Here is a 23414-nt window from a genome sequence, read left to right as displayed (position 1 = left end):
AAAAGGCCACTCGCAACGGGCCATTGATCAATTTGAGCAAAGGTGGATGCCATGACAACGGCCGAATGGATCATCAGCAACGCGTGGGTCATCTGGCTCGCGGTGTTTTTGCTGCTGGCGATCATCGAGATGCTGTCGCTCGACCTGTACTTCATCATGCTCGGGGTAGGCGCACTCGGCGGCGTCGCCGTCGCCCTCTCGGGCGGCCCCATGTGGCTTCAAGTTGTCGTCTTCTGCGTTGTTTCCCTGCTGATGATCCTGCTGGTCCGGCCCATAGCGGTGCGGCATCTGAAGAAATCTCCCGAGGGATTCCGAACGAATATCGAACGCTTGATTGGCGAGGACGCCTTGATCTTGGAGCCGACCTCGCGCCTGTCCGGGTCTGCGAAGATCCATGGCGAGATCTGGACCGCACGCGCCGAGGCGAACTCCCCCACCATGATGCCCGGTACCTACGCGGTGGTCCGGCGTGTTCAGGGAGCCACCGCATATCTTGAACCGGCGCCCCTGGCCCCGGAAAACTAATCCGCAGCGGCAGCTTGCCGCCCCATCGATTTATCACTCAAGCACAAGGAAAGAGAGTACAAACCATGACCGGTAATGGCTTTGGCTTGACCATCGTCCTTGTCGTTCTGGCGATCTTCGTGATCGTCGTGCTACTACGCAGTGTGCGTATCGTGCCCCAGGCACGAGCAGGCATTGTGGAACGCCTCGGCAAGTACAACCGCACCCTCAATCCGGGTCTGACCATCCTGATTCCCTTCGTGGACCGGCTGCTCCCGCTGCTGGATCTGCGCGAACAGGTTGTGTCCTTCCCGCCGCAGCCCGTGATCACCGAGGACAACCTCGTCGTCTCCATCGACACCGTGGTGTACTTCCAGATCACCGAGCCGAGGGCGGCCACCTACGAAATCGCCAACTACATCCAGGCAGTGGAGCAGCTGACCACCACGACGCTGCGTAACGTCGTCGGCGGCCTGAACCTGGAAGAGGCCCTGACCAGCCGCGACCAGATCAACGGCCAGCTGCGCGGGGTGCTGGACGAGGCCACCGGCAAGTGGGGCATCCGTGTCTCGCGCGTCGAGCTGAAGGCCATCGATCCTCCCCTGTCGATCCAGGACTCCATGGAGAAGCAGATGCGCGCAGAGCGTGACCGCCGCGCCGCGATCCTGACGGCGGAAGGCACCAAGCAGTCCGACATCCTGACCGCCGAGGGCAAGCGCCAGGCGTCCATCCTCAAGGCGGAGGGCGATGCCCAGGCCTCGATCCTTCGGGCCGACGGCGAAGCCCAGGCCATCCAGAAGGTATTCGACGCCATCCACGCCGGCCGACCGGACCAGGAGCTCCTGGCCTACCAGTACCTGCAGACCTTGCCGAAGCTGGCCGAAGGCACCTCGAACACCCTGTGGGTGATCCCGAGCGAGCTGACCGAAGCGCTCAAGGGAATCGGCGGCGCGCTGGGCGGAACGGGAACCGCCAAGAACCCGGGCTCCACCGACGGAATCTGATTCCGCGTTGACCCGAACAGGTCAATATCCACGCTGCGGCGAGGTGCGAAGCTTGCACCTCGCCGCAGACGCGTATAATGGATGTTTTGGTGTAAAGAATTTTCTTCCGCCACTTGAGACGGAATTATTTCAGCGCGCCAAACGTTGGTACGTGTAGCGAATTTTTTAGACATCGCGGAGGGAAAACATGAGCGATCGCAGCCTACGAGGCATGCGCCTGGGTGCACAGAGCATGGAATCTGAGGCAGGTGTGGAGCCGGCTGCCCGTCAGCGCGTCGAATACCGTACCGAAGAGGGTGAAACCCTCTTCATCGTCTTTGCCGCCGAGGCAGAGATCCCTGCAACTTGGGCCACCAAGACCGGCAAGGAAGCCAAGCTGGTGCATGGGGAGGCCAAGGCCGAGGAAGCCAGCAATGAGAAGCCCGTGCGTACTCACTGGGACATGTTGCTGGAACGCCGCAGCGAAGAAGAACTCGAGAAGATTCTGGCCGACCGTCTGACCCAGTTGCGCACCGCGCGTGGCGAGGCCGTCTAGACAGCATCGATGCCGCGGGGCCGGTTCCCTCCTGAAACAGGAGGGAACCGGCCCCGCAGTCATTTAAGCGCCGGCGAAGCCGGACACAACAACGCGGCGTCCGCGAAGTCTGGGCTTCGCGGACGCCGCGAGTGGTTTGTTGGGCAGACGCTACTTGCGCGAGGTCAGCTTCTTCCAGCGGGCTCCCAGGCCCCAGCGGGTCACGTTCCACATGGCTTCGAAGACGATGTTGCCGCTCATCTTCGAAGCGCCCAATTCGCGTTCCACGAAGGTCACCGGAACTTCGACGATGCGCTTGCGCATCATGGCGACGCGGAAGGTCATGTCGACCTGGAATCCGTAGCCGCGCGACTCGACCGCATCGAAGTCGATTTCCTCCAGGGTCTGGCGCTTGAAGGCCCGGTAGCCGGCGGTGATGTCGCGCAGCGGCAAGCCGAGCATGGTGCGGGAGTAGAAGGAGCCGCCGCGGGAGATGATCTTGCGCAGCAGCGGCCAGTTCACGACCTCGCCGCCCTTGACCCAGCGCGAGCCGATCACCAGGTCTGCTCCGGCGGCGCTGGCCTCCAGCAGGCGCGGAAGCTGCTCGGGCATGTGCGAGCCATCGGCGTCCATTTCGACCAACACGTCGTAGTCGCGGGCCAGGGCCCACTCGAACCCGGCGATGTACGCGGCGCCCAGGCCATCTTTGCCGGTGCGGTGCAGCACGTGGATATTGCTGTCCTCGGCGGCCATCTTGTCGGCCAAATCGCCGGTGCCGTCGGGCGAGTTGTCGTCGACGATCAGTACGTCCGAGTCAGGAACGGCAGTCCGGAGCCTTCCAACCGTCAGCGGGAGGGATTCCAGTTCGTTGTAGGTCGGAATGATCGTAATGACGCGCACTCGGCGGCACCTTTCTAGGTTAACGGCTGCAATGAGCCCTCACGGGGCATGGGGGTATGCCCGGAATACTGCGTATGAGGGCTGATCCAAATTCAAAGTATACTCACCCGGCACCGCGGGCATCGCCCCAGACACAGGAAAACGCAACGATCCCCAGTGACTTCGGCCCTATTTCACAGGTTGGAAAACTCGGGAAATGTTATCTAAGGTCACCGGGGATCGCTATTCAAATTGCGTCGTTTCGAACACAATGCTGGGTGCATCACGAAGAGGCGCTTAGTACAGCCTAATGGGTGACCCACCCAGCCTGTCAACCAACTGGTGACCACAATCTTCGTCCAATATCTTCAAGTCAGACAAGATGTTGCGAATTTTTTCGGACACCGGCGCCGCGGCTTAAAGGGAGGCCCCCGCCGCTGCTTCCAACTGGTCGAACAGGATCCGCCCGGCGCGCACGGTGCGCAGGCAGGCGGGGATCTGCTCGTCGACGACCGGGAGCATCGGGGTGCCGGCGCGGGCGTCGGTGCTCCAGGAGCTGATGCGCACGTCCGGGGTCTGCACGGCCAGTTCCGAGGCGCTCCACACGGCGAAGGTCGCCGGGGCGCCGATGACCAGCTGGCCGGCCAGCGGGTTGCTCTCCCCCATCGCACGGTAGGTCGAGCGGGTTTGGGCCAGGAAGGCGGCGCGGGCGGAGATGCGGGCGTCGGCGTCCGCCATGTTCATCGCCGCACGCACGATCTTCCAGCCGTCCACCTCGGTGACCGGGGCGTCGGAGCCGAGCACCAGCGGCACGCCGGAGGACAGCATCGCGGAGAGGTTGTTCATGCCCTGCGCGCGCTCCCCCAGGCGGGCGGTGTACATGCCGTTCTCGCCGGCCCAGGCGGCGTCGAAGCCCGGCTGCATGGAGACCATGATCGAATACTGCAGCAGGCGCTGGCGGGCCGCCTCGTCCACCATCTCGGCGTGCTCGATGCGGTGGCGGCACATCTGCAGCTTGGCGGTGCCGATGCGACCGGCGGCCAGGTCGAAGGCGTCCAGCAGCGCGTCCAGCGCGCCGTCGCCGATCACGTGGAAAGCGGCCTGGATGCCGCGCTGGCTGCAGGCGACCAGATGCTCCGCGATCTGTTCGCGGCTCAGGTACAGGTTGCCGCGGGTGCCCGGCGCATCGGCGTAGTCTTCGCGCAGGTAGGCAGTGTGGCTGCCCAGCGAGCCGTCGACCCGCAGATCGCCGCCCAGGCCGAGCACGCGGCCGGCCGGGAAGCTGGACATCAGCTCGTCGGCGCGCCCGGCGTCGGAGACCAGTTCGCCCCAGAAGGCGTAGACCTGCGGAAGCTCTGCATGATCCAGCGACAGCAGCTCATCCAGCGCGGCACGGCCTTCAAGCTGCGGGGCCGCCATTTCCACCACGGTGGCGAAGCCGCGCGAGGCGTAGTGCTCCAGGGCCAGGCGCTGGTAGTCCGCCTCCGCCGCGGTGCCGGCCAGGGCCTCGCGCACCGCGTCGTGTTCGGCGCCGCGCACCACGCCGGAGGCGATGTCGCCCAGTTCCAGCTCGTCGAGCAGCTTCCGGTTGACCAGGGCGCTGTGCACGTCGCGGCGCACCAGGTAGTAGCCGCGTCCGCCGGCGGCGGAGGTCAGCTCCGCCTCGCCGGGCAGTTCAGGCTGGGCCCAGGAGGAGTTGTCCCAGCCCTGGGCCAGCACCAGCGAGGCCGAAGCGCGGGCGCGTTCGGAGACCAGGGCGAGCAGCGCGGCGGCGCTGTCGGCGGTGCCCAGGTCGGCGCCGGCCAGGGTGCGGCCCAGCGCGGCCAGGTGGGTGTGGGACTCCACGAAGGCGGGGGTGATCAGCGCGCCGTACAGGTCGACGACCTCGTCCGCGTGCTCCGCGTGGCGGTCGGCAGCCTCCTCACCGCCGATCCAGGCCACGGTGTCGCCGTCCACAACCATCGAGGTCGCGAACGGGTCGGCGGCCGAATACACCGAACCGTTGCGGTACAGGATTTTTGCCATGTGCTAACTTCCTTTTCATTCCACGCCGCCGGGCCGTGCCCGGCGCGAATAAACTCTGCGGGTGCGGCGCTAGTCCAGCACGTTCGAATAGGCGACGACGCCGCGCTTGATGCTGTCCACTGCCTGGTAGGCTCCGCGCACCAGTTGCGGGGGCAGGTCGGTGTTCTTCGCGAACTGGTCCAGGGTGTCGATGACCTGCTTGGCCCAGCGCACGAAGTCGCCCGGGGCCAGATCCGTGCCGCGCAGCGCGCTGTTCAGGCTGGAGCCGCGCGCCCACTTGTACATCGGCCAGATCAGGCCGGATTCCGGAGGGGCTGTGGGGTTCAGGCCCAGGGCTTCCTCGGCGTCGGAGAGCGGACCCCAGATGTTGATGGTCTGGGTGAAGATGTCGGCGATCTTCTCGGTGGGCATTTTCGGGTCGGGCCGGTCGTAGTCGCGCCGTCCCTGGTAGACCAGGAAGGCGACCACGGCGCACAGCTCCTCGGGCTTGAGCCCGGTCAGTTTGCCGGTTTCCAGCACCTGGCTGGTGAGCAGGTCGCGTTCGCCGTAGATACGGCGCAGGCGCCGGCCGGAGTCCGTGATGCTGAAGTCCTCCCCGTCCTCGCTGGGCAGCAGGTAGCCGAACTGCTCCAGGACCTTGCAGACCTTGTCGAACTGGGTGGCGATGGTGTTGGTGCGGCCGCGGATGTTGCGCCGGGCCTTCTCCGTGTCCTTCTTCAGCTTCCAGTAGCGGTCGGCCCAGCGCATGTGGTCATCGTGCTCGGAGCAGGCGTGGCACGGGTGGTCGCGCAGCTGCAGCCGCAGCTTCTCGATCTCGCGCTCGAAGGAGTCCGCACCCTCGAAGTCGAAGCTCTGCGCGTCCTGGCGCGGCGGACGGTGGTCGTAGATCGCGTTGCGCAACGAGGAAGCCAGGTCGCGCCGCTCCTTCGGGCTCTTTCCGGTGAAACCCTTGGGGATCCGGATGCGCGAGACGATTTGCAGCGGACCGTTCAGGTCCTCGGCCGACAGCCGGCGCAGCTGGCCCTCCTCGGTCAGCACGGTATGCCGCGGGTTGTACATCGCCTCGTCCAGGGCGACGACCACGGCGCGGCCGAAGCGGCGCCCTCCAGGCAGGTCCACCACGTCGCCGCGGATAACCGCCTGCAGCGAGCGTTCGGCGGCCGAACGGCGCTCATGCCGGCGCGACTTCGCCGCGGTCTTCTCCAGCGCCGCCAGCTCCCGCTGCAGCTTCAGGTACTCGGTGAAGTCGCCCAGGTGGCATTCCATGGACTTGGCGTAGCCGGCCAGCGACTCCTCCCTGGAACGCACCTGCCGGGCCATGCCCACCACGGAGCGGTCGGCCTGGTACTGGGCGAAGGAGCTTTCCAGGATCTGCCGGGTCTGCTCGCGGCCGAACTGCGCCAAGAGGTTCGTGGACATGTTGTAGGTCGGGCGGAACGAGGAGTTCAGCGGGTAGGTGCGGCGCGAGGCCAGGCCGGCCAGCGCTTCGGGTTCCATGTCAGCGTTCCACAGCACGATGGAGTGGCCCTCCACGTCGATGCCGCGGCGTCCCGCGCGCCCGGTGAGCTGGGTGTATTCACCCGAGGAGATCTGCACGTGCGATTCGCCGTTGAACTTGACCAGCTTTTCCAGCACCACCGAACGGGCCGGCATGTTCACGCCCAGGGCCAGGGTTTCGGTGGCGAACACGACCTTGACCAGGTTGCGCGCAAACAGGTCCTCGACGATTTCCTTGAAGATCGGCAGCAGCCCGGCATGGTGGGAGGCGAAGCCGCGGACCAGCCCGTCGCGCCAGCTCCAGAATTCCAGCACGTCCAGGTCCTCGTTGGGGATCCTGTAGGCCACCTCGTCCAGCGCCTGTGCGATCTGCGCGGCTTCTTCGTTGGTGGTCAGGCGGAGATCCGCCATGGCGCACTGCTGCACGGCCATGTCGCAGCCCTTGCGGGAGAAAATAAAGAAGATCGCCGGCAGCAGCCCGGCGCGGTCGAGCCTGGCGATGACCGAAGAGCGGGAGACGCGCTGGCTGAGCCCGGGGGCGCGCTGCGGCCCGCGTGGAGCACCGCGGCCCCGTCCGCGCTGCACGCGGCCGCCGGGGCTGTGGCTGCGTACGAGCTTGCGCAGCTCCGGATTCACGCTGGCCTTGATGTCGCCCTCGGCGACCTTGTCGAAGGCGACGTCCTCGGCGAACAGGTCCACTAGGTTCGGGCCGACCATGACGTGCTGGAACAGCGGCACCGGCCGCACTTCGGAGACGATGATGTCGGTGTCCCCGCGCACGGTATCCAGCCAACCGCCGAATTCCTCGGCATTGGAGACCGTGGCGGACAGCGAGATGATCTGCACGTTGGAGGGAAGGTGGATGATCACTTCTTCCCAGACCGCGCCGCGGAACTTGTCCGCGAGGTAGTGGACCTCGTCCATGATGACGTAGCCCAGCCCGTCCAGCGTCTGCGAATCCGCGTACAGCATGTTGCGCAGCACCTCGGTGGTCATCACCACGATCTGCGCCTCGGAATTGATGGAGGTGTCGCCGGTGAGCAGCCCCACCTGCTCCGGGCCGTAGACCTTGACCAGCTCGGTGAACTTCTGGTTGCTCAGCGCCTTGATGGGGGTGGTGTAGAAGGCCTTGCGGTTTTCGGCCATGGCCTGGAAGATCGCGAACTCCCCCACCACCGTCTTGCCGGCTCCGGTCGGAGCGGCCACCAGGACGCCGTGGCCCTCGGCCACCTTGCGGCAGGCTTCGGCCTGGAACGGGTCCAGGTCGAAGGAAAGGGTTGCCCGGAAGTCCGGCAGGCTGGTGCCGAATTCGACCTGGCGCGCCTTGGAATTCGCGTAGCGTTCCGCAGGGGAAGTCACAGGTGGCCGTTCACTTTCTGGACGCGGTGTCAGCCGCTATCCGAACACACAAGGTGGTGGTGGGCGCCGCAGCGGCGGCTACAGCTGGGAGTTCGGTTCCTCGATGGTGCTTGGCGCGTCGATATCCGACATGGCGCCGGAGGCAAGCCGTTCGTTCTCCGCATCCTGGATCCGCTGCTTCTTGGCGCGTTTCTTGTCATTGATGAAGCAGAACAAGGTGGCTGCGGCAAAGGTGATGAACAGGGGTCCGGCCAGCGCGAACATCGTGATCGCGTCGCCGCCCGGGGCCGCCATCGCGGCAACCAGGGCGATCAGGAACACGGTGATGCGCCAGTTCTTCAGGATCACCTTGGAGGACAGCACCCCGACCATGTTCAGTCCGACCATGAGCACCGGCACCAGCATGGCCAGGCCGAAGGCCAGCAGCAGCCTGAAGACGAAGGGCAGGTAGTTGTCGACGGTGACCAGGATCTCGGAGTTCTCCGGGGTCAGCCCGATGAAGAAGCGCAGCGCGAAAGGCAGGATGAAGTACGCCATGGCCACGCCGAACAGGAACAGCGGCACCGCGACACCGGCGAAGGCCATCGACATGCGGCGCTCTTTTTTCTTCAGCCCCGGGACGATGAAAGCCCAGATCTGGTAGATCCAGACCGGCGAGGAAACCACCAGACCGACGAACAACGCGACCTTGATCATGATGTCGAACGGCGACATGACGGCCGTGAAATTGACTGATCCGCCCGCGGCGTTCACGGGCGCGATGATCAGCGCAAGCAGCTGGTCGTAGAGGAAGAAACCGGCGATGGTGCCAAGCGCCAGGGCAACCAGCGACTTGAACAGCCGGTTGCGAGCCTCGACGAGATGCTCCTTGAGAGACATCCGCCCTTCGTCGTTTTTTGCCCGCTTTTTCTTGGTCCGCGGGGTCTTCTTTGCGTTAGTTCCCACTGAAAAGGTCTACGAGTTGTTCTTTTCGTTGGGATTCGAGTCATTGACGGTTCCGTCAATGGTCTCCGATTTAGGGTCGTCGTCCTTCATCTGGCGGACTTCCGACTTGAAAATGCGCAGCGACTGGCCCATTGAACGCGCCAGACCTGGAAGCTTCGGTGCTCCGAAAAGCAGCAGAGCCAAAACGATAATGATGACCAAGTGCCATCCCTGCAAGCCACCCATGTGGATTCCCTTCTCTCAACTTCAAGTCTACGTTAGAACAGGCCCAAGTCCTGCATGTTCTGCGCCTGTCCGCGCTCGGTGCGACGCGCCACGCGGCGGACCCGCCGCGCTTCGATGCGTTCGGCCTTGCCCTTGCGCACAAGTTTTTTGATTTTCCGCGGATCGGCGTGGGTCGCCTCGGTGCCGTGCGGATAGCGGCGGCCCGCCGGGGCGTAGTCGACGACGGTGCCGGGCTTGGCGAATTCGGCGCCCAGCTGCTCGGAGGCCTCCCCCAACGTGTCGAACACCTTCATGCCCTGCCGGAACAGCCGGAAGCCGGCCAGCACCGCGCAGAGCAGGGTTGCCAGGACGAGGACCGTCCACAGCAAGGTCCAGAACCACCAAGGGAGCATTTATTTATCCTCATACATCCGGATAGCTTCGTCCAACCATTCACGCACGCGTTCACGCGTAGCGTCGGGAGAGATCACTGCAATCTTACCGCCGTGGCGCGCCACCAGCGGCGCGGGCACCAGATCATAGGAGATCCGCACCTTGGCCAGGTAGCCGCTGCCGATCTTCGAGCTGGACCATTCCGTGGGCTGGAAGGACTCCACCGCCGGCAGCTCCTCGTCGTCCACGTAGAGCACCGCCTGCAGGTCCTCGGCCGAACCGCGGTAGCGCATGTCGAGTTCCTCGTCGTCGCGGTGGCGCGGTCCCCGTTCGAAGACCTCGCCGGTGGCCTTGGCATCCAGGATGCGGTCCACGCGGAAGGTCAGCAGGTCTTCGCGGGTGCGGCACCAGGCGCGCAGGTATTGGGTCGCTCCGTCCTCCACCAGCCGCACCGGCTCCACCTCCCGGCGCTGGTGCGCCTGCGAGTGGGCTGAATAGTAGTCGATGGATAGCACCTGGGAGCCGACCACTGCGTCCACCAGCTGGGAGGGGATGTCGTGTTCGCGCACCTGGGACAGGGCGAAGCCCAGCGAGCCGTTCCAGCCTTCGAAACGGGCCACGGCGGCGTTGATCTTGTGCAGCGCGGAGTCCAGCACCTCGCGGTGCTCGAACTTGGGGATGCTGGCCAGCGCGTTCAGCCCGCCGAGCACCGCGACGGCCTCCAGCGGCGCGAGCTTCTGCGGTTCGGCTAGCAGGGCGGCGTTGGAGATGGTGACGGTGTCAGCCTCCAAATCGCCGTCGTTGACGTTGATCAGCTCGTCGTGCTGGCCTCCGGGAACACCGCACATCATGATCATCGCCAGTTCCTCGCGGACCTTGTCCACCGGCATCTGGTAGCGCTCGGCGAGCTCCTCGACCTGGACTACCCCGTGGGAGACCACGTACTGGATCATGTCGATGTTGCGCAGCACCTGGGACGCGGTGGTCCCGCGTCCGGTGGCGCGCTGCGGCCGGAAGGACGCGGCATGCATCCTGGGGTCAGCGGCCAGCTGGGCCTGGGCGTCGCGGGCCGCGCGCAGCGTGGCAGCGACCTGCTCGGCCAGCGGCGCCGGTTCGAGCACCTTGACCGCCGGGCCGTAGGCGGCCAGTTCGGCGGCGAAGGATTCGGGGTCGGCGTAGGCGATGCGCAACGGGTTCTGGGTGGAGGCGCCGTTCAGGGCGCGCACGCGCAGCGGGGTGGCCGCGTCGTCGCGGATCTCCACGGTGGCCAGATGTCCGGGGTTGCGCAGGTCGAAGTCCAGCAGCACCTGGGACATGCTGAAGTCCGCCGGGCGCGGCCGGTAGCCGGCGCTGCTGGTGCCGCCGCGTCGGATGGTGGTTTTGAAGTTGCCCTTGACGCGCGAGAGGCGGAAGACCCGCTGGGCGTCGCGGGTGTGGTCGAAGCCGGTGAAGTACCAGTTGCCGAAGCGCTGTCCGATCCCCCACATGTCCACCTCGCGCGTCGATTCGACGTTGCCGGCGGTGACGTAGCTGAATTTCACGGTTTTGCGGTTGAACACCGCCAGGGCGCATTCGCGGAAGTTCGGCGCGTCCAGCGAGAGCCGCGGCAGCAGCGAGCCGGCGAATGGCGCGACCGGGGCGGGGACGCTGGAGCCGGTGATCCGCGCGGCTGCTTTCAGGCCCAGGGCCTGCAGCTTCGAATCCTTCCACAGGCTCGCGGCCAGGGAGATCATCGCCGATTCGGCCGGGGTGAAGGCGACCTCGGGCAGGAACCAGTCGCTGGTGTCGATGCCGTAGCGGGTCTCGCCGTCGACCTCTTCAGCGATCAGGCGCAGGCCGAAGTCGTTGCGGATTTCCTCGCGCAGCCGTTCCACGGATTTTTCGCGGGCGGCGTCGCTTCCCTCAGGGGTGAGGTACTCCCCGATCATTGCGGTGGTGAATTTCCGCGGCGTGGTGGCCAACGCGTAGATGAGGCTGGTCAGACGCTCAGCCTTGCTCGGTCCTGAAGATTGCTTTGTGCTCACGAGATAACCCTAGCGATTTTTGGTGCTGACCGCAGACTTTTAAGACAGCTGTGGCCCCGAAGAAGTCGGGGCCACGGCTTTTTGCGTCAAGCGGTCTGGCTACTTGGTGCCCATCAGGTCAACCACGAAGATCAGTGCTTCGTTCGGCGCGATGGCGCCCGGGGCGCCGCGTTCGCCGTAGGCCAGGTGCGAAGGGATCTCCAGGCGGCGGCGGCCGCCGACCTTCATGCCCAGCAGGCCCTGGTCCCAGCCCTGGATGACCATGCCGACGCCGACCGGGAAGTCGAGGGTCGATCCGCGGCCCCAGGAGGAGTCGAACTCCTCGCCGGTGGACCAGGCGACACCCACGTAGTGGGCCTGGACGGTGGTGCCGGGGGTGACCTCGGCGCCGGTGCCCTCGACCAGGTCGGTGATGACCAGTTCGGTAGGTGCGTCGGTGCCCGGGAAGTCGATTTCCGGCTTGGTGCGGTCGTAGTTGCGTTCTCCGAACGACATATTCACGGCCTTTCTTGTGGTCGATAGGTGGCCTGCTGTTAGCCGGCCGCGGCGGATACCTCGGTCAATTCTACGTAGAACACCAGGGTTCCGGTGGGCGATCCGCTGGTAGAGGAATCACCGTAGGCCAGATCCGACGGAATGGTCAGCATGACCTTGGAGCCGGCCTTCAGTCCGGTCAGGCCCTGGGTCCAGCCCTTGATGACCTGGTTCAGGCCGAACTGAGTGGCCTCGGCGTCGAAGTTGCCGTCGAATTCCTTGCCGTCGGCGTAGGTGACACCCAGGTACTTGGCCTTGACCGTGGAGGTCTCGGTGGCGGCTTCGCCCTTGGTGCCTTGCTCCAGCACGTCGACGATCAGGCCCTTGGGCGCTTCGACGTCCTTCGGGATGGTGATGGTCGGCAGCTTGTCCTTGAAGCTGACGGTCGGCAGCTTGCCTTCCTTCTTCAGCGTCGCGGTTTCGTCCTCGGAGAGCTTGGCGCTGGCCGGGGTGGTGTTCTCGATGGTCATCACGATGATGCGTTCGGCGCGGCTACCCGGCTCCGGGGTCTTGGCAGCGCCGGTGGCATCGGTGCTCTCAATGGCGGAGTAGGCGACCCAGTCCCCGACCTTCGAGTCGATCAGCACGTTGTACAGCGCCGGCATGGTCTGCTTGAACTGGTCGTCCAGCACCATCGGGGCGGCCTGTCCGGTGAAGTTCTCTGCGGTGAGCTTGCCGTCAATGGTCTTGTAGAGGCCGGACTTCACCGAAATGGTGTCGCCCTCGTTGATCTCCGCGCCGTCTCCCTTGACCACGTTGACCGCTTCGTCCTTCTCGGTCAGGAAGGGGGCGTCGATGCTGACCTCGGGAGCGGTGCTGGCATCCTTGGCCGGGGTGACCTTGATGTCCGACAGGTCGCTGCTGGAGGACGAACCGCAGGCGGCCAGGGCGAGGATTGAAGCGGTGGCGGCTGCTGCCAAAACTTTGCGCACGAATCTACTTTCGTTCTTCTGTTTAATTCAAAAAATTGCGTGGCGAACCTGGGTGTCAGCGGAACGCGCTTGCATCCAAGCCTAGTTCCGCTTGCTGTGAAAAGTCTTTCCGCCAGCTCACTACACCGGCTGGCTCATGATCCGGATCAGCTCGTCGACCTGCGGATTGGTGGTCGCGAACGGGTCCTTGGCCAGCACGATGCCGCCGGCGCCTTCCTCGTATTTCATGTGCACCCAGTCGGCGCTGTAGCGCCGGCCGGTGGCGCGGGCAGCGCGGATGAACTTGGCGCGCAGCGCGGCGCGGGTGGTGGCCGGGGGGTTCACCACGGCGTCGCGGATCTGCTCGTCGGACACCACGGAGGTGGCCAGTCCGCGCCTCTTGAGCAGGTGGAACAACCCGCGGGCGGGATCGATGTCGTGGTAGGTCAGGTTCAGCTGGGCCAACCGGTGCGAGGAGAGCTCCAGGGAGTTCTTCTGCGCGTACCCGAGCAGCAGCTTGCGCTTGATGGCCCAGTCGATGTCGGTGTCGATGGCGGAGAAGTCCTGCGCCTCGATGGCGGTGAGCACCCGTTCCCACAGTTCGAGGATCTGCTCGACGCGGTCGTGGTGGGCGCCGTGGCGGGCCACGAATTCCTTCACCGCTTCGAAGAGCACCCACTGGATCTGCAGCGCGGTCGGCTCGTCCCCGCCCATCAGGCGCACGACGGTCTGGCCGGTGAAGTCGTGCGAGACCTGGCGGATGGAGCGGATGGGGTTCTCCAGGCGAAGGTCGTGGTAGATCTCCCCGGATTCGATCAGCCGCAGCACCAAGTCGGTGGCGCCGATCTTCAGCAGCTGGGTGGTTTCGCTCATCGTGGAGTCGCCCACGATCACGTGCAGCCGGCGGTGGTATTCCGCGTCGGCGTGCGGTTCGTCGCGGGTGTTGATGATCGGGCGCGAGCGGGTGGTCGCCGAGGAAACGCCCTCCCACATATGGTCAGCGCGCTGCGAGAACACGTACCGGGTCTCGTCGTCCACCTGCACCAGGTTGCCCGCGCCGCACAGCAGCTGCCGGGTGACCAGGAACGGGATGAGCATGTCGGCCAGACGCTTGAACTCGATCTTGCGCGGGATCAGGTAGTTCTCGTGGCAGCCGTAGGAGTTCCCGGCCGAGTCCACGTTGTTCTTGAACATGAAGATCTTGCCCTCATGCCCTTCCTCGGCCAGGTGGTCCTCGGCCTGGTCGACCAAGTCCAGCATCAGCGCCTCGCCGGCCCGGTCGTGGGCGATCAGCTGCAGCAGCTGGTCGCACTCCGCGGTGGCGTACTCCGGGTGGGAACCCACGTCCAGGTACAGGCGCGAGCCGTTCTCCAGGAAGACGTTCGAGCTGCGGCCCCAGGCCACGATCGGACGGAACAGGTGCCTGGCGGCGTCTTCCGGGGTCAATCGGCGTCCGTCGGACGGCACGTAGTTGAGCCCGAACTCGGTCTCCAGGCCGAAGATTCTGCGATCCACTGGAAAAGTACTTCCCCTCAGCTGCGGCGCCGGCGGCGCCTATGGATGGTGGCTGCAGCCCGTGGGGCTACTGGCCGCCCTTCTGCACGAAGCCGCGGACGAATTCCTCGGCATTGGATTCCAGCACCGAGTCGATCTCGTCGAGCAGGTCGTCCACGCCGGCGGACTGGCCGGTGGTGTTGACCTGGATCTGCTCGGCATGCTCCTGGGTCTCGTGCTGCTTGCGGGACGAAAAGCTTTCCTGCGTCATGGCCCTCTCCTTTGCTTCAAATGTGGCTGCCGTGAAATACGCACCGGCAGTGATTCTTATTCTGCTCGTTCTAGGCGCGCGGCGCCAACTTGTTGATGAACTCGTCGATCTCGAGGTTCGCGTCGAACAGCCGGCCCACGTCCTTGCGCGATCCGCCCAGCGGCTCGGAGAGGAACACGCGGTTCACCCTGCGGGCCCCGGGCACCGCGAAGGTCAGCGCGTCCCAGTTCGCCGCGATGACGTAGGGCGCGTAGCGCTGCAGCGTCATGCCGCGCAGGTAGGCGCGGGTGTCCTCCGGCGGGGCGGCGACCGCCTGGTTGATCTGCTCCTGGGTGAACAGCGTCTGCATGGCCCCGCGCGCGGCGAGCCGGTAGTACAGGCCCTTGTCCTGGCGCAGGTCCGCCCACTGCAGGTCCATCAGCCCGATCCGCGGATCGTCCAGGCCCAGGCCGTGGCGGTCCGCGAAGGAGGTCACCAGCCGGTATTTGGCGATCCAGTCGACCTGGTCGGCGGCCAGCATCGGGTCGCGCTCCAGCAGGTCCAGGATTCCCTCCCAGCGCTGCAGGATCTCGGCGGTGTCCGCGTCCTCGATGCCGCGCTGCGCGCAGTAGGCCTGCGCGGCCCGCAGGTATTCGCGCTGGATCTCGATGGCCGTCAGGCGGCGCCCGCCGCGCAGCCGCACCGCGGTCTTCAGGCTCGGGTCGTGGCTGATCTGCTGCAGTGCCGCCACCGGGTCCTCCAGTTCAAGCTTCGGCGCCAGGCCGGCCTCGATGAGGCTGAGCACCAGGTTGGTGGTGCCCACGCGCAGCAGCGTGGAGACCTGCCCGAGGTTCGCATCCCCGATGATCACGTGCAGCCGCCGGTACTTGTCCCAGACCGCGTGCGGCTCGTCGCGGGTGTTGATGATCGGGCGGTTGATGGTGGTTTCCAGCCCCACCTCCGCCTCGAAGAAGTCCGCGCGCTGGGAGACCTGGAATTCGGCGCGTTCCCCGAGCATGCCACGGCCCACGCGGCCGGCGCCGCAGAAGATCTGCCGGCTGGCGAAGAAGGGGGTGAGCCCGGCGACCAGGTCGGAGAATTCCACGGCGCGCGGCACCAGGTAGTTCTCATGCGCGCCGTAGGAGACCGACTTGTTGTCGGTGTTGTTCTTGTACAGCAGCAGCTGCCCGCCGCCCAGCGCCTGGGCCGAGGCCGCGGCCCGGCGCATGACCTCGTCGCCGGCCTGGTCCCAGAGCACCGCGTCGCGCGGGGAGGTGGATTCGGGGCTGGAGTACTCGGGGTGGGCGTGGTCCACGTAGAGCCTGGCCCCGTTGCCCAGCACCATGTTCATCACCACGTCGGTGGTGTCCTTCTCCTGGTACAGGGTCGAGCCGATGCGCGCGTCGTTGCCGGACAGCGCGATGGACTCCGCGGTCCAGATGCCCTCCTGCTGGGCCGGCTCCACGTCGGTGAGCTGGCTGGGGTGGGCGGCGGCGCGGTCCATGGCGAAGCCGCGCGCGTCCTGCAGCGGGGATTCGTCGGCGTAGTCCCAGCGCGCGCCTTGGACCCGCGCATCCCCCTGCGCCACCAGCTGGGCGTAGGAGTCGACGATCTGCGCGGAGAGCACCGTGGCGTTGGCCTTGGGCATGCCGGGGCGGATGATGCCGTATTCGGTTTCCAGCCCGACCAGGCGGCGGGCGCTCACTTGGCGGCCCGCTGGTTCACCAGCGAGCGGATGTTGCTGATCCGCTCCCCCTTGCGCCCGGAGATGCGGGCCCAGTCGTCCGGGTTGGTGGTGTTGGGCATGTCCTCGTGCTCGGCGAACTCCTCGCGCACCGCGCGCAGCAGGTACTCCATCTTCAGCCCGCGCTCGCCATCGGTGATCAGCGCCTTGATGGCATGCTTCTTCGCGCGGTCCACCACGTTGTGGATCACCGCGCCGGAGGCGAAGTCCTTGAAGTAGAGGATCTCCGAGTCGCCGGTCACGTAGGTGACCTCCAGGAACTCGTTGACCTGCGCGGTGGAGTACATGGCCTCCACCGTCCCGCGGATCATCCGATCGATGGTGGCCTGCGCGTCGGCGTCGGCGGCCAGCTCCGCGGCGTGGATCGGCAGCTGCGTGGTGAGGTACTTGCCGAAGATCTCCGCCGCGCCGGAGGCGTCCGGCCGGCGGATCTTGATCTTCACGTCCAGCCGGCCGGGGCGCAGGATGGCCGGGTCGATCATGTCCTCGCGGTTCGAGGCGCCGATCACGATCACGTTGTCCAGGCGCTCCACCCCGTCGATCTCCGCGAGCAGCTGCGGCACGATGGTGGTTTCCACGTCGGAGGACACGCCGGTGCCGCGCGTGCGGAACAGCGATTCCATCTCGTCGAAGAACACCACCACCGGGTCGCCGTGCAGCGCCTTTTCGCGGGCGCGGGCGAAGATCAGCCGGATGTGGCGCTCGGTTTCCCCGACGTACTTGTCCAGCAGTTCCGGGCCCTTGATGTTCAGGAAGTAGCTGCGGGTGCTGCCCGCCCCGTTGCGCTCCGCGGCGCGCTGGGCCAGCGAATGCGCCACGGCCTTGGCGATCAGGGTCTTGCCGCAGCCCGGGGGGCCGTAGAGCAGGATGCCCTTCGGGGCGCTCAGCCCGTGCTCGCGGTAGAGCTCCGGGTGGGCGAAGGGCAGCTCGACGGAGTCCTGGATCGCCTCGATCTGCGAGTTCAGCCCGCCGATGTCCGAGTAGGCGATGTCCGGGACTTCCTCCAGCACCAGGGACTGCATGTCGGTCAGGTGCACGCGGCTCATGCCCAGGCCGGTGCGGGAGTCCACGGTGAGCTGGTCGCCCACTCGCAGGTGCTCCTCGCGCAGCGGCTGGGCCAAGGTGATCACGCGCTGGTCGTCGGCCCGGGCCATCACCACTGCCTGGTGGTCCTCCAGCAGCTCCTTGATGGTGACCAGCTCGCCGGTTTCCTCGTAGCCCAGCCCGGCGATAACCACGAGCGCCTCGTTGAGCAGCACCTGCTGGCCCACGTGCAGCTTCTCGAAGTCCAGCAGCGGGGAGACTGTCACGCGCAGCTTGCGCCCGGAGTACATCACGTCCACGGCCTGGATCGCGGTGGATTCGATGCCCAGCCCGGGCTCGGGATGCCGGCGCGGGTGCTTGGCGGTGATGGTGGCGTAGCTGAAGGGGGCGTCGCCGTCGCGCTCCAGGGCTGCCTTGAGGGTGATGATCTGCTCGCGCGTGGTTTCCAGCAGCGCGACCAGCCGCTGGTTGTTCCCGCCGATCCCGGCCAGCTGCTTGTCCAGCGCCCGGTTCTTGTCCCGCAGCACGTTGACCTGGCGTTCGGTCATCTGCAGGCGCTGCGCCAGTTGCTGCGCTTCGAGGTTTTCGCTCACAATACATCTCCCAACACTTGTTCCCGCCGCCCGCGGCCACCGGAGCGTGCGGCTACTTCCATCGTACGGACAACGGCCCCGGGGACAGCGCCCCCGGGGCCGCTGGATCACCATATGAGATGAAGAATCTCAAATGGCGGACCGCCTGCCGCGGCTAGTCCTGCTCTGCGCCCTCGGCGTGGGCGGCCCGCACGCGCACCGACTGGTTCGCGTCGCGCGCGGCGCGGCGCAGCTTCTTGTCCGACAGCCCGCGCTCGCCCAGGGCCTGCGCGGTCCACTCGTTCTCGTCATGGTCGCGGGTCCAGGCGCTCAAGTCCTCGTCCGAGTAGGAGTGCTCCTTGATGCGCTTTGCCTTCGGGATGCCGTCCGCGGCGTCGGCCAGCCGGCGGGTGGTGATCAGGAACGCGGTGTGCGCGACCATCCGGTGGTCCGGGCGCACGGCCAGCCCGTCCACGTGCCAGCCGCGCACCAGGGTCTCGAAGCATTCAGGCTCGGTGAACTGGCCGGATTCGCGGATGGCCTCCACCACGCGGGACATCTGGGTCACCGAGGAGACGTAGTTGGTCCACACCCCGCCGGGGGCCAGCACGGTGGCGACCGCGTCCAGGCACTCCCAGGGGCTGAGCATATCCAGCACCACGCGGTCGATGCTGCCCGGCTCCTCCAGCTGGACCACGCGGTCCTGGAAGTCGCCGAGGGAGATCCGCCAGGCCGGGTGCTCCCCGCCGAAGACGGTGGAGATGTTGCCGCGGGCGATGTCCGCGAATTCCTCGCGGCGCTCGAAGGAGTGCAGGTAGCCCGCGTCCCCTACCGCGCGCAGCAGCGAGATGGACAGCGCGCCGGAGCCCACGCCGGCCTCGACCACGCGCGCGCCGGGGTAGATGTCGCCGAACTGCACGATCTGCGCGGCGTCCTTCGGGTAGACCACGGTGGCCCCGCGCGGCATGGACAGCACGAAGTCCTTGGCCAGCGGGCGCAGCGCCTGGTAGCGGAAGCCGTCGGCGTTCTCGATGACCGAACCCTCGGGCAGGCCGATGATGTCCTCGTGCGGCAGCACGCCCTTGTGGGTGTGGAACTCCCCGCCGGGCTGCAGGGTGATGGTGTTGATGCGGCGCTTTTCATCGGTCAGCTGCACGCGGTCGCCCACGCGGAACGGGCCGCGGCGGGCGTCGGCTCCGTGCGGGGCGGCGGCGGGCTGGGGCTGCTCGGGAGTCTGGCTCACGGTGTCGTCCTTCATTGGTTGGTGCTTGGAAGCGTTGGGGGTTATTTCCTGCGGCCGGTGACCGCGTTGACGATGTCGGCCTGGTGCAGCAGGCCGACCACGACGCCGCGGTGGGAGATCACCGCGTATTCGGCCGTGGGCACGCTGGCCAGGTAGTCGATCAGCTCGCGGCCGTCGGAGTCCTCGGCCACCACGGCGCCTTCGCCCAGCGCCCGGGAGACTGCCAGCGCGGGGACCTGTGCGGCGTGCGCCGGGTCGACCCGGGACAGCGCCGCCTCGTCGACCACGCCCACGGGCATGCCGCGCGGGTCGACCAGGATGACCTGGCCGCCGCGCTGGGCCCGGCGCAGGTGCACGTCGGCGACCGTCGCGGCCGAGGCCATGGCGCTGGCCGGCTGCATCAAGTCGGAGGCGATGACGGTGGGCAGGTTCAGCATCAGCTTGGAGTGGCCGATCAGCGCGGTGGTCGCCTGCCACATGAACACGGCGACCATCAGCCCCACCACGGCGGTGATGATCTGCACCTCCTGGCCGCGCAGGAACGGGAAGACCACGAAGAAGAACACCACCGCGGCGGCGATCGCCCGGCCCACCCAGGCCGAGGCGATGGTGCCCTTGTACTGCGATCCGGTCGCCTTCCAGACGATCGACTCGACCAGCCGGCCGCCGTCCAGCGGCAGGCCGGGCAGCGCGTTGAACGCGCCCAGCAGCAGGTTCGCGTACACGCCGAAGTCCAGCAGCAGCTCAAGGTAGATGTTCAGCTCGGCCAGCTGGCCGATCCCCCAGCCCAGGCCCGCCAGCGCGAAGTTGGACAGCGGCCCGGCCAGCGCGACCCAGAGCGAGGCGCCGGGGCTGGCCTTGAAGGAGCCGAACTGGGTGTGCCCGCCCATCAGGGTCAGCACGATGTGCGCGTCGGGCCATTTGAAGGCGCGCGCCACCATGGCGTGGGCGACCTCGTGCACCAGCACCGCCAGCGCGATCGCCACGGCGCAGGCGAAGCCCAGCAGGTAGGCGCCGGCCGCCGGGACCAGTGCGGTCTGCGAGAGCTGCACGCCCATCGAGACGGTGATCACCGCGGTGATGATGAACCAGGAGGAGGACAGGTAGACCGGCACGCCGCCGATCCGCCCGAGCTTGAGCCCCGGAGCCTTGTGCGTTTCTTCGCTCATGCGTTCACCTGGGCCAGCCAGGCGGCCATCACCCGCAGGTCGACCCCGGACAGCGAGTCCACCCGGCGCCAGGGCCCGGCGCCGGGATCGGTGGCGTTGGGGATCAGCACCGCGTGCAGGCCGGCGGCGCTGGCGGCGGCGATGCCGGGGGCCGAGTCCTCCAGGCCGATGCAGCGGGCCGGGTCCAGCGGCGCGCCCGCCAGCTCGGAGAGCAGCCGCAGCCCGCGCAGGTAGGGCTCGGGGTGCGGCTTGCCCCGGGAGACTTCCTCCCCGGTCACGGTGGCCTGGAAGATGCCCGCGGGCAGCAGCGGCAGCAGCTCGTCCACGACGCTGCGCTCGGACATGGTCACCAGCGCCTGCGGCACCCCGGCCGCGTGCAGCCCGGTGAGCAGTTCGAGGGCCCCGGGACGCCACGGCATCCGCTCGCGGATCCCGGCGGCCACGCGGGCGCCGAGCTTCTCGATGATCTCGCGCACGCCCAGCTGGACCCCGGCGGCCTGCAGCACCCGGGCGGCATCGGGCAGCGCGCTGCCGACCAGGGCATGGGCCTGTTCCTCGCTCCAGGTCCCGCCGTGGGCGGCCACCAGTTCCCCTTCGGCGGCGATCCAGTACGGCTCGGTGTCGATCAGGGTGCCGTCCATGTCCCACAGCACGGCGTGCGGGCCCTCGGGCGGCAGATTTGTGTCAAAGGCAAAACTGGTGCTTGGCATGAGTCCATTCTAGATGGAAGAGTGGGGCTAAGCCGTTGCGGCACCCCCGCAGCGGAAGCCCGAAACCTCACACGAAAACGGCAAGGGAGTCCCGGTTGACCGAGCAATACCACGCGCCGACGCTCAACGGCTTCATCGCGCGCGGCGGCCATGAGCGCCGCCCGGCGGTGCTCGTCGCCGCCTTCGAAGGCTGGAACGACGCCGGCTCGGCCGCCAGCGATGCGGTGCGCCGCATCCTCGACATCAGCGCCCCGGAGCACGTGGCGACCATCGGCCTGGACGACTACTACGACTACCAGTTCACCCGGCCCACCTCGAAGCTGACCGAGCGCGGCCGCGAGGTGCAATGGCCGCAGACCGATATCTACCGCATCGCGCAGCCGGCGGCCGACGCGGACCTGGTGGTGGTTCTCGGGGTGGAGCCGACGTTCCGCTGGCAGGGATTCTGCGCCCAGATCCTGCAGTACGCGGCCGCGCAGAATGTGCGCGCCGCGTTGACCCTGGGCGCGCTGCTGGCCGACGTGCCGCACACGCGCCCGGTGCCGACCTCCATGTCCAGCGACGATCCGGGACTGCAGGAGCACTTCAACATCACCGCTTCGGGCTATTCCGGGCCGACCGGCATCCCCTCGGTGCTGGGCATCGAGCTGCAGCGCAGCGGGGTCCCGACGATGTCGCTGTGGGCGCAGCTGTCCCACTACGTGGCGCAGGCGCCCAGCCCGCGCGTCCAGCTGGCGCTGGTGGAACTGCTCGAAGAGCTGCTGCCGGCATCGATCCCGGCCCAGCAGCTGCGCGAGGATGCGGTGGCCTGGAAGCTGGGGGTGGACGAGCTGGCCGCCTCGGATCCGGACGTTTCCAAGTACGTGCAGCAGCTGGAGGAGGCCACCGACGCCAGCGAGCTGCCCGAGGCCAGCGGGGAGACCATCGCCCGCGAGTTCGAGCGCTACCTGCGCCGCCGCGGCCGCTACCGCACCGACGGCCAGGGACCCGACTTCGAGATCTAGGATCACGAAAGCGGGCCCCGCAGCGGCGTCATTCGGCTACCTGAGCTTCAGGCCCAGCAGCGCATCCAGCCCGTCCACGACCAGCGACTCGCCCTCGCCGCTTCCTTCCGGCGCGGTGGCGGCCCACCGGTCGATGGCATCCAGCGCGGCCGGGGCGTTCAGGTCCTCGGCCATGCGCGCGCGGATGGCGGCCATCAGCGCGGTGGCCTCGGCCAGCCCGGTGCCGGCAAGGCGTGCGCGCCAGGCGGCGACGCGCGCGGCGGCCTGCTGAAGCAGCTGATCGGTCCAGAACCAGTCAGAACGGTAGTGCTGCGAGAGCAGCACGGCGCGGATGGCCACCGGCTCCACGCCGGAGGCGCGCAGCTTGGAGACCAGCACCAGGTTGCCCAGCGACTTGCTCATCTTCTCGCCGTCAAGGCCCACCATGCCGGTGTGCACGTAGGCCTGCGCCAGCGCCTTGCCGTCCACGGCCGCCGCGTGCGCCGCGGAGAATTCGTGGTGCGGGAAGATCAAGTCCGATCCGCCGCCCTGCACGGTGAACGGGGCGGGCAGCGTGCGCCGGGCGATCACCGAGCATTCGATGTGCCAGCCCGGGCGGCCCGCGCCCAGCTTGCCGCCGTCCCACGAAGGCTCCCCCGCGCGGGCGGCGCGCCACAGCAGCGGATCCAGCGCATCGCGCTTGCCGGCGCGGCCGGGGTCCCCGCCGCGTTCGGCGAAGAAGCCCAGCATGGTTTCGCGGTCGTAGCCCGAGACGGTGCCCAGCTTCCAGGCGTCGTTCTGCGCGGCGATCGAGTCGAAGTACACGTCGCCCTCCACGCCGTCGGCCCCGGCCGGCACGATGTAGGCCAGGTCCGCGTCCAGCAGCTGCTCGACCACCGGCACCAGCCAGTGGATTGATTCCACGGCGCCCACGTAGTGCTGCGGCGGGATCACGTTCAGCGCTTCCATGTCCCCGCGGAACAGCTCGATCTGCGAGGCGGCCAGCTCGCGCCAGTCCACCCCGGTGGCCTCGGCGCGCTCCAGCAGCGGGTCGTCCACGTCGGTGATGTTCTGCGTGTAGGTCACCGCGCGGCCTTGGTCCAGCCAGGTGCGGTGCAGCAGGTCGAAGGTGACGTAGGTGGCCGCATGCCCCATGTGGGTGGCGTCGTAGGGGGTGATGCCGCAGACATACAGGCTCGCCGGCTCGTTCGCCGTGGCCGCCTCCGCGGTGGCCCGGAGCGCACCGGATGAGGTGTCGAAGACCTCCAGGATCGGGGCCGAGCCCACGATGTGCGGTACTTCCGGGGATTTCCACGCGTGCACTGTTGTACATCCTTTCGCAGATGCGACGATTGAGTTCTTTAAGTCCAAGTCAAGCAGAGTTGGGTTTATTCCCGTTAACCGCGAAGTGT

20 protein-coding genes and 1 pseudogene are annotated in these 23414 nt (G+C 67.1%); 4 read left to right on the top strand and 17 right to left on the bottom strand.

Translation table 11 applies throughout. From position 1 onward, the window contains the following. The first annotated feature begins 51 nt into the window (after nucleotides 1-51). The 3 genes from JQN66_RS08460 to JQN66_RS08450 all read left to right on the top strand — a co-directional run bounded on the left by JQN66_RS08460 (nucleotide 52) and on the right by JQN66_RS08450 (nucleotide 2043). Complete coding sequence (locus JQN66_RS08460) at nucleotides 52-525, top strand: NfeD family protein (protein WP_188948213.1); 474 nt, start codon at nucleotides 52-54, stop codon at nucleotides 523-525. A 65-nt stretch (nucleotides 526-590) separates the two neighbouring features. Then, on the top strand, nucleotides 591-1508 hold the full coding sequence (locus JQN66_RS08455; protein ID WP_188948212.1) for an SPFH domain-containing protein: 918 nt from the start codon (nucleotides 591-593) through the stop codon (nucleotides 1506-1508). Nucleotides 1509-1695: 187 nt separating this feature from the next. Further along, complete coding sequence (locus tag JQN66_RS08450; protein WP_188948211.1) at nucleotides 1696-2043, top strand: RNA polymerase-binding protein RbpA; 348 nt, start codon at nucleotides 1696-1698, stop codon at nucleotides 2041-2043. Nucleotides 2044-2193: 150 nt separating this feature from the next. Here JQN66_RS08450 and JQN66_RS08445 read toward each other — a convergent pair whose 3' ends face one another. From JQN66_RS08445 to JQN66_RS08370, 16 genes and pseudogenes are all read right to left on the bottom strand, one after another. Further along, complete coding sequence (locus tag JQN66_RS08445) at nucleotides 2194-2922, bottom strand: polyprenol monophosphomannose synthase (RefSeq protein ID WP_204677375.1); 729 nt, start codon at nucleotides 2920-2922, stop codon at nucleotides 2194-2196. A gap of 396 nt (nucleotides 2923-3318) precedes the next feature. Then, nucleotides 3319-4926: an amidohydrolase gene (locus JQN66_RS08440; RefSeq protein WP_204677374.1), complete on the bottom strand. Its 1608-nt coding sequence runs from the start codon at nucleotides 4924-4926 to the stop codon at nucleotides 3319-3321. Nucleotides 4927-4995: 69 nt separating this feature from the next. Beyond that, nucleotides 4996-7782 carry a DEAD/DEAH box helicase gene (locus JQN66_RS08435; RefSeq protein WP_204677373.1) on the bottom strand — a complete coding sequence of 929 codons (2787 nt, stop codon included), beginning with the start codon at nucleotides 7780-7782 and terminating at the stop codon, nucleotides 4996-4998. A 78-nt stretch (nucleotides 7783-7860) separates the two neighbouring features. Next, a complete protein-coding gene (tatC, locus tag JQN66_RS08430; protein WP_204677372.1) occupies nucleotides 7861-8661 on the bottom strand; it encodes a twin-arginine translocase subunit TatC in 801 nt (266 codons plus the stop codon). A gap of 75 nt (nucleotides 8662-8736) precedes the next feature. Beyond that, entirely contained in the window at nucleotides 8737-8952 is a 216-nt protein-coding gene (gene tatA, locus JQN66_RS08425) for a Sec-independent protein translocase subunit TatA (RefSeq protein ID WP_047119106.1), read from the bottom strand. A gap of 32 nt (nucleotides 8953-8984) precedes the next feature. Further along, nucleotides 8985-9344, bottom strand: coding sequence for a hypothetical protein (locus JQN66_RS08420; RefSeq protein ID WP_204677371.1), 360 nt, complete (start codon nucleotides 9342-9344; stop codon nucleotides 8985-8987). After that, on the bottom strand, nucleotides 9345-11348 hold the full coding sequence (locus JQN66_RS08415) for a helix-turn-helix transcriptional regulator (protein WP_204677370.1): 2004 nt from the start codon (nucleotides 11346-11348) through the stop codon (nucleotides 9345-9347). A 99-nt stretch (nucleotides 11349-11447) separates the two neighbouring features. After that, a complete protein-coding gene (locus JQN66_RS08410) occupies nucleotides 11448-11843 on the bottom strand; it encodes an FKBP-type peptidyl-prolyl cis-trans isomerase (RefSeq protein WP_188948205.1) in 396 nt (131 codons plus the stop codon). A 38-nt stretch (nucleotides 11844-11881) separates the two neighbouring features. Then, nucleotides 11882-12814: an FKBP-type peptidyl-prolyl cis-trans isomerase gene (locus JQN66_RS08405; RefSeq protein WP_204677369.1), complete on the bottom strand. Its 933-nt coding sequence runs from the start codon at nucleotides 12812-12814 to the stop codon at nucleotides 11882-11884. Between the two features lie 120 nt (nucleotides 12815-12934). After that, nucleotides 12935-14308: a Pup--protein ligase gene (gene pafA / locus JQN66_RS08400; RefSeq protein WP_204677368.1), complete on the bottom strand. Its 1374-nt coding sequence runs from the start codon at nucleotides 14306-14308 to the stop codon at nucleotides 12935-12937. Between the two features lie 67 nt (nucleotides 14309-14375). Then, nucleotides 14376-14480, bottom strand: a pseudogene (locus JQN66_RS18665) (ubiquitin-like protein Pup); the annotation flags it as partial. A 148-nt stretch (nucleotides 14481-14628) separates the two neighbouring features. After that, nucleotides 14629-16242, bottom strand: a complete 1614-nt coding sequence (gene dop, locus JQN66_RS08390; RefSeq protein WP_204677366.1) for a depupylase/deamidase Dop — start codon at nucleotides 16240-16242, stop codon at nucleotides 14629-14631. Further along, nucleotides 16239-17873 carry a proteasome ATPase gene (arc, locus tag JQN66_RS08385; RefSeq protein WP_204677524.1) on the bottom strand — a complete coding sequence of 545 codons (1635 nt, stop codon included), beginning with the start codon at nucleotides 17871-17873 and terminating at the stop codon, nucleotides 16239-16241. Before arc ends, dop begins: the two co-directional genes overlap by 4 nt. A gap of 199 nt (nucleotides 17874-18072) precedes the next feature. Beyond that, nucleotides 18073-19155, bottom strand: coding sequence for a tRNA (adenine-N1)-methyltransferase (locus tag JQN66_RS08380; RefSeq protein ID WP_188948200.1), 1083 nt, complete (start codon nucleotides 19153-19155; stop codon nucleotides 18073-18075). A 26-nt stretch (nucleotides 19156-19181) separates the two neighbouring features. After that, nucleotides 19182-20309: a site-2 protease family protein gene (locus JQN66_RS08375; protein WP_188948199.1), complete on the bottom strand. Its 1128-nt coding sequence runs from the start codon at nucleotides 20307-20309 to the stop codon at nucleotides 19182-19184. After that, nucleotides 20306-21019, bottom strand: coding sequence for an HAD family hydrolase (locus JQN66_RS08370; protein WP_204677365.1), 714 nt, complete (start codon nucleotides 21017-21019; stop codon nucleotides 20306-20308). Before JQN66_RS08370 ends, JQN66_RS08375 begins: the two co-directional genes overlap by 4 nt. A gap of 95 nt (nucleotides 21020-21114) precedes the next feature. On the opposite strand from JQN66_RS08370, the gene JQN66_RS08365 reads away from it, so the two are divergent. Next, nucleotides 21115-22023, top strand: coding sequence for a proteasome assembly chaperone family protein (locus JQN66_RS08365; protein WP_204677364.1), 909 nt, complete (start codon nucleotides 21115-21117; stop codon nucleotides 22021-22023). Between the two features lie 36 nt (nucleotides 22024-22059). Here JQN66_RS08365 and mshC read toward each other — a convergent pair whose 3' ends face one another. After that, nucleotides 22060-23325 carry a cysteine--1-D-myo-inosityl 2-amino-2-deoxy-alpha-D-glucopyranoside ligase gene (gene mshC, locus JQN66_RS08360; RefSeq protein ID WP_188948196.1) on the bottom strand — a complete coding sequence of 422 codons (1266 nt, stop codon included), beginning with the start codon at nucleotides 23323-23325 and terminating at the stop codon, nucleotides 22060-22062. Between the last annotated feature and the right edge of the window lie 89 nt (nucleotides 23326-23414).

Origin of the sequence: Glutamicibacter protophormiae (genome assembly GCF_016894325.1) — a bacterium.
Taxonomy (GTDB): domain Bacteria; phylum Actinomycetota; class Actinomycetes; order Actinomycetales; family Micrococcaceae; genus Glutamicibacter; species Glutamicibacter protophormiae.
The sequence above is the reverse complement of the archived record's forward strand: the minus strand, read 5'-3'. Positions and strand labels throughout refer to the sequence as shown.

Bases quoted from the DNA above. Each gene is read 5' to 3' on its own strand.
- JQN66_RS08460 (WP_188948213.1), top strand. From the start codon at position 52: ATGACAACGGCCGAATGGATCATCAGCAACGCGTGGGTCATCTGGCTC.
- JQN66_RS08455 (WP_188948212.1), top strand. From the start codon at position 591: ATGACCGGTAATGGCTTTGGCTTGACCATCGTCCTTGTCGTTCTGGCG.
- JQN66_RS08450 (WP_188948211.1), top strand. From the start codon at position 1,696: ATGAGCGATCGCAGCCTACGAGGCATGCGCCTGGGTGCACAGAGCATG.
- JQN66_RS08440 (WP_204677374.1), bottom strand. From the start codon at position 4,926: ATGGCAAAAATCCTGTACCGCAACGGTTCGGTGTATTCGGCCGCCGAC.
- tatC (WP_204677372.1), bottom strand. From the start codon at position 8,661: ATGTCTCTCAAGGAGCATCTCGTCGAGGCTCGCAACCGGCTGTTCAAG.
- tatA (WP_047119106.1), bottom strand. From the start codon at position 8,952: ATGGGTGGCTTGCAGGGATGGCACTTGGTCATCATTATCGTTTTGGCT.
- JQN66_RS08420 (WP_204677371.1), bottom strand. From the start codon at position 9,344: ATGCTCCCTTGGTGGTTCTGGACCTTGCTGTGGACGGTCCTCGTCCTG.
- JQN66_RS08410 (WP_188948205.1), bottom strand. From the start codon at position 11,843: ATGTCGTTCGGAGAACGCAACTACGACCGCACCAAGCCGGAAATCGAC.
- arc (WP_204677524.1), bottom strand. From the start codon at position 17,873: ATGACCGAACGCCAGGTCAACGTGCTGCGGGACAAGAACCGGGCGCTG.
- JQN66_RS08380 (WP_188948200.1), bottom strand. From the start codon at position 19,155: ATGAAGGACGACACCGTGAGCCAGACTCCCGAGCAGCCCCAGCCCGCC.
- JQN66_RS08375 (WP_188948199.1), bottom strand. From the start codon at position 20,309: ATGAGCGAAGAAACGCACAAGGCTCCGGGGCTCAAGCTCGGGCGGATC.
- JQN66_RS08370 (WP_204677365.1), bottom strand. From the start codon at position 21,019: ATGCCAAGCACCAGTTTTGCCTTTGACACAAATCTGCCGCCCGAGGGC.